Annotated in this window: 6 protein-coding genes; 4 read left to right on the top strand and 2 right to left on the bottom strand. The window is 71.0% G+C overall.

Translation table 11 applies throughout. From position 1 onward, the window contains the following. Nucleotides 1-213 precede the first annotated feature (213 nt). On the top strand, nt 214-612 hold the full coding sequence (locus AOK17_RS42005) for a hypothetical protein (RefSeq protein ID WP_055617915.1): 399 nt from the start codon (nt 214-216) through the stop codon (nt 610-612). Between the two features lie 139 nt (nt 613-751). On the opposite strand, the gene AOK17_RS42000 is transcribed toward AOK17_RS42005, so the two are convergent. Beyond that, nucleotides 752-1,330, bottom strand: coding sequence for a hypothetical protein (locus AOK17_RS42000; RefSeq protein ID WP_055617914.1), 579 nt, complete (start codon nt 1,328-1,330; stop codon nt 752-754). Between the two features lie 319 nt (nt 1,331-1,649). Between AOK17_RS42000 and AOK17_RS41995 the strand changes: the two genes are divergently transcribed. From AOK17_RS41995 to AOK17_RS41985, 3 genes are all read left to right on the top strand, one after another. Beyond that, the gene (locus AOK17_RS41995) at nt 1,650-2,705 is read left to right on the top strand and encodes an ATP-binding cassette domain-containing protein (RefSeq protein WP_055617913.1); all 1,056 of its coding nucleotides are present in this window, start codon (nt 1,650-1,652) and stop codon (nt 2,703-2,705) included. Further along, complete coding sequence (locus AOK17_RS41990) at nt 2,702-3,562, top strand: ABC transporter permease (RefSeq protein ID WP_055617912.1); 861 nt, start codon at nt 2,702-2,704, stop codon at nt 3,560-3,562. Before AOK17_RS41995 ends, AOK17_RS41990 begins: the two co-directional genes overlap by 4 nt. 130 nt (nt 3,563-3,692) lie before the next feature. Then, nucleotides 3,693-4,577: a hypothetical protein gene (locus tag AOK17_RS41985; RefSeq protein ID WP_063997367.1), complete on the top strand. Its 885-nt coding sequence runs from the start codon at nt 3,693-3,695 to the stop codon at nt 4,575-4,577. Here AOK17_RS41985 and AOK17_RS41980 read toward each other — a convergent pair. Next, nucleotides 4,492-4,868 (bottom strand): aminotransferase class I/II-fold pyridoxal phosphate-dependent enzyme (locus tag AOK17_RS41980; protein WP_157881510.1); only part of this gene is annotated, 377 nt, incomplete at its 5' end. The two genes, AOK17_RS41985 and AOK17_RS41980, sit on opposite strands and share 86 nt — an antisense overlap.

The raw sequence follows: 4,868 nt of genomic DNA, 5'->3' as shown, positions 1-4,868 counted from the left end.
GGAACTGCGCACTCAGCCGAATCTCACCCGCACCCCACATCCCACGCTGCCCCCGCCCACCCAGGGGCGCGGGGAACTGCGCGGCCAGGCACAGGCACCCCGCACCCAAAAGCAAGCCGGCGGCAGCCAGGACGCAGACAAGGCCCACACGACTTGCCAGCGTGTGCCCCCAGGTGTGCTCTGGAAGGCAGGGGCGAAAGAGAGGAGTGCCCGATGACTCACGCGGCACCCGCACCACGCACACCCACCGCCACCACAAAAGCGACGGCGGCCTCCGCGAAACTCGCGATCCCGGCGCTCGGCGGCATCGTCTACGGCTTCTGGACGTCCGGCATCGACCGCCACTCGGGTCCGATCACCGGCTGGAACGTCCTCCTGGGCGTGGTCACCGCGGTCCTGTTCGCCGCGATCGCCCAGGGCATCCACACCGTCGCCCCACGCCTCCCCCGGGAGGCCAGGGCCCTCGCGTGGGCGGTGTTCGCGGGCATCGCGTTCGGCTTCCTCTACAGCCTCACGGACGCGAGCATCCTCAAGTCCTCGGGCATCTCCCTCGTGATCGCCGCGGGCGTGTTCGCGGTGGTGTTCTACCGCTACTACACGACCGAGGACTGAGGACCGAAGACTGAACCGGCGCACGACGAACAAACACGTACTGCGGCCTGTGCCCCTCGGGCACAGGCCGCAGTACGTGTGCGGGTGGCCCGGGCCTCACCCACATCTCCCCGTCCCGGGCCACCCGTTCTCCTCGGACTCACCGCCCGCCGGGCACCCACTCCCAGCCCGAGCCCGAGGCGTCCCAGGAGCCGGAGAAACTCCAGCTCCACGAACCGGACGCGCTCCAGGAGCCGGAGGAGCTCCAGGAACCGTCGTCGCAGCCGTTGCAGCCCCCCGAACCGTCGTGCCACCGGTCCTTCCAGTCCCCCTCGCAGGGGTCGGAGCACCGCGGCACCCCCGCCCCGCCGATGTCCACGAACGCGGCGCTCGCCCAGGCACGCGCCCCGACGAGCCAGTACCAGTGCGGGTTGCCGAACACGTGCGAGCCCCGCGCCACGCAGGCGACCCGGTCCTGGCTGCCCGGCGAGAGCCGCCCGAGCACGGCCGAGCCGGTGTCGGGATGGGCCCGCACATTCAGGTCGCCACGGGAGACGACGGTGCCCCACACCGGATCCTCGGAGCCGCCGCGATCGGAACTGCCCGCCACTAACCCGGCGGAAGCCGTACCGACCACCGGTGCCGTACCGGCAGAAGCCGTACCGGCGGCGGCCACCGTCAGCACACCGCCGCTGACCAGGGCGATCGCAAGGGTCCGCAGGGCCGGAGTGATGCCCATGATCGGCCTCCTTCTCCCCGCCTCCGTCCCCAGAACCAGGAAACACCCGTTCGGGTGAACCCTCCACCGGAGCCCAGGGAGGACGACGGGGAAATCTCCTGCCGCCCCGCCGATGAGTTTTCGTGCGCCCCAGGGTCTGCATCTCGAGACCGATCGAGGACTGCGTCGACAGACCGATGCCCTTCGGGCCCCGCGGACGCACCCTGAGAGCTACGGAAGCGCCGCGAGAGACCTCGAAGACCTCAAACACCTCAACGATCTCGAAGACCTCGAAAACCGACAGCAGGCACGAGAGAACGACGCGGATGGGCGGACCGACATGACGAGCAAGAACCGCACCGACCAATGGGCCGGGCCGGCCATCGAGACCGCGGGCCTGGTGAAGACCTTCGGCGACAACCGCGCCGTCGACGGCGTGGACCTGCGCATCGAGGCCGGCACGGTGTACGGCCTGCTCGGTCCGAACGGAGCCGGCAAGACGACGACCGTGCGCATGCTGGCGACCCTGCTGCGCCCCGACGGCGGCGAGGCCCACGTCTTCGGCCACGACGTCGTACGGGAGGCGGACGCCGTACGGACCAGGGTGAGCCTCACCGGGCAGTACGCCTCGGTGGACGAGGACCTGACCGGCACGGAGAACCTCGTGCTGCTGGCCCGGCTGACGGGCCACAGCAAGAAGGCCTCGTACGACCGGGCGGCCCAGCTCCTCGACGCCTTCGGTCTGTCGGAGGCGGCGGCCCGCCAGGTGAAGAACTACTCGGGCGGTATGCGGCGCCGTATCGACATCGCCGCGTCCATCCTCAACACCCCCGACCTGCTGTTCCTGGACGAGCCGACGACGGGCCTGGACCCGCGCAGCCGCAACCAGGTGTGGGAGATCGTGCGGGCGGTCGTCGCCCAGGGGACCACGGTCCTCCTCACCACCCAGTACCTGGACGAGGCCGACCAGTTGGCGGCCCGGATCGCCGTCATCGACAAGGGCAAGGTCATCGCCGAGGGCACCAAGGGCGAGCTGAAGGCGTCGGTGGGCGCCGGAGCCGTGCACGTACGGCTGCGGGACGCGCACCAGCGGCCGGACGCCGAGCGGCTGCTGAGGCAGGCCCTCGACGCGGACATCCAGCTGGAGCCGGACCCGGTGGCTCTGACCGCCCGGGTCGGCAACGGCTCCTCGAACGGGGCCGGGGCCGCCGAGAAGGCCTCCCGAGCCCTCGCCGAGCTGGCCCACGCAGGCATCACCGTCGACAACTTCTCCCTGGGCCAGCCGAGTCTCGACGAGGTGTTCCTGGCCCTCACCGGCAAGTCCGACCACGCAGAGACCTCACCCCAGCCGCCGACGAAGCAGGCGCAGCAGCAGACGAAAGAGGCCACGGCATGAGCACCGCGACCAAGCCCACCAACGGCACGGACACCGCCGACCTCGCGCCGGTCAGCACCGAGAGCCTGGCCGCGCTGCTCGTCTCCACCGAGCGCCCGCCGCGGCCGAACGCGATCCAGACGTCCTTCACCTTCGGCTGGCGGGCGATGCTCAAGATCAAGCACGTGCCCGAGCAGCTCTTCGACGTGACGGCGTTCCCGATCATGCTGGTGCTGATGTACACGTATCTGTTCGGCGGGGCCCTGGCGGGCTCCCCGCGCGAGTACATCCAGTACCTGCTGCCCGGCATCCTCGTCATGTCCGTCACCATGATCACGATGTACACGGGCCTCGCGGTCAACATCGACATCGAGAAGGGCGTCTTCGACCGCTTCCGCTCGCTGCCCATCTGGCGTCCGTCGACGCTGGTCGGCTATCTGCTCGGGGACGCCCTGCGCTACGCGATGGCGTCGGTCGTGATGCTGTCGGTGGGCCTGATCATGGGCTTCCGCCCGGACGGCGGCGTCCAGGGAGTGCTCGGCGGAGTGCTCCTCCTGATCATCTTCTCCTTCGCCTTCTCCTGGGTGTGGACGATGTTCGGCCTGCTGCTGCGCACGGAGAAGTCGGTGATGGGCGTCAGCATGATGATCCTGTTCCCGCTGACCTTCCTGAGCGACATCTTCGTCCGCCCCGAGACGATGCCGGGCTGGCTGCAGGCCTTCGTCAACAACAACCCGATCACGCATCTGTCCTCGGCGGTGCGCGGTCTGATGGACGGCTCCTGGCCGACCGCGGAGATCGCGTGGTCGCTGGGCTGGGCCGGACTGTTCGTCGCGGTCTTCGGCCCGGTGACGATGCGGCTCTACAACCGCAAGTAGCGCGCCTGCGCCGGCTCACCCGCTCCCAGGGGGCCCGGTGTCCCCCGGAAGAACGCAATCCAGGCCCGGATGCAGTCACCCCGGCCGTGCTCCGATGGCGGAGGTCACGGCCGGGGTTCTTCCTTGAGGGGTGCGGAAAGTCCTCTCGGCGCTGCTGATCGTGCTCGCCTGCGTCCTCGTGCCGCTGGGCGGGCTCTCGGCATGGGCGAAATACGAGATCGGCGACACCGGACGGTACGTCGACACGATGGCGCCCCTCGCCGCCGGGCCCGACGTACAGAGCGCGATCGCCGACTCGGTCACCGACGGGGTCATGAACCAGATCGAGGTCGGACCGCTGGAGGGCGAGGTCCGCGCGTACGTGCGCAGGGCGGTGCGGTCCTTCACCGGTACGGAGGCCTTCCGTGCCGCCTGGAACACGGCGAACCGGGCCGCGCACGACGCCGTCCTGCGGGCCCTGCGCAGCGGGCGGGAGGGCGCCGTCACGCTCGACCTGGCCCCCGTCACCGAGCAGCTGAAGTCCCAGCTGTCCTACGACCGGGTGCCGTTGGCGAACCGCATCCCCGTCGAGCACACCGAGGTCACGGTCCTTGAGGCCCAGGAATTGGGCACGCTCCGGAAGGGGTTCCACGTGCTGGAGATCGCGGGCTTCTGGCTGCCTCTCGCGGCGGTCGCGCTGGCCGTCGGCGGCATCCTGCTGGCCGTACGCCGCCGCCAGGCCGTCACGGCCACGGCACTCGGCATGGCCCTGGGCGCGGCCCTGCTGGCCCTCGCCACGGTCGTCGGCCGGGCCCTGACGCTCTCCGACCTGCCCACCCATGTCTCCCGGGCGGCGGCGGGCACGGTCTACGACGCGCTGACCTCGACGCTTCGCACGGCCACCTGGTTCATCCTGGCCCTCGGCCTCACCGTCGCCGCCGCGACCTGGTTCATGGACCACCACGCGCGACGTCGCGCAGCGTCCGCAGCGCCTGCCCCAGCACCGGCACCGGAACCGACGCGAGCCCGAGCCTGACGGCGTCGGGCGCCCCCTGCGCCCCCACCGCGAAGGCGGACCCCGGCGTGACCGCGATCCCGCGCGCCGCCGCTGCCGCCGTGAAGGTGTCCGCGCGCCAGGGCGACGGCAGCTCCCACCAGGCGTAGTACGCGGACGGGTCGGCGCGTACGGCGAATCCGTGGAGCAGTTCCGCGACGACCCGCTGCCGCCGGGCGGCGTCCGCGCGCCGGTCGGCGACCAGCCGGTCCACGACCCCCTCCTGGATCCACCGCGTCCCCGCCTCCAGCGCGAACCGTCCCGCCGTCCACC

Origin of the sequence: Streptomyces phaeochromogenes, from assembly GCF_001418655.1 — a bacterium.
GTDB lineage: Bacteria > Actinomycetota > Actinomycetes > Streptomycetales > Streptomycetaceae > Streptomyces > Streptomyces phaeochromogenes.
The sequence above is the reverse complement of the archived record's forward strand: the minus strand, read 5'-3'. Positions and strand labels throughout refer to the sequence as shown.

What these genes read in the sequence shown, in the direction of transcription:
- AOK17_RS42005 (WP_055617915.1), top strand. Translation starts at nt 214, where the DNA reads ATGACTCACGCGGCACCCGCACCACGCACACCCACCGCCACCACAAAA.
- AOK17_RS42000 (WP_055617914.1), bottom strand. Translation starts at nt 1,330, where the DNA reads ATGGGCATCACTCCGGCCCTGCGGACCCTTGCGATCGCCCTGGTCAGC.
- AOK17_RS41995 (WP_055617913.1), top strand. Translation starts at nt 1,650, where the DNA reads ATGACGAGCAAGAACCGCACCGACCAATGGGCCGGGCCGGCCATCGAG.
- AOK17_RS41990 (WP_055617912.1), top strand. Translation starts at nt 2,702, where the DNA reads ATGAGCACCGCGACCAAGCCCACCAACGGCACGGACACCGCCGACCTC.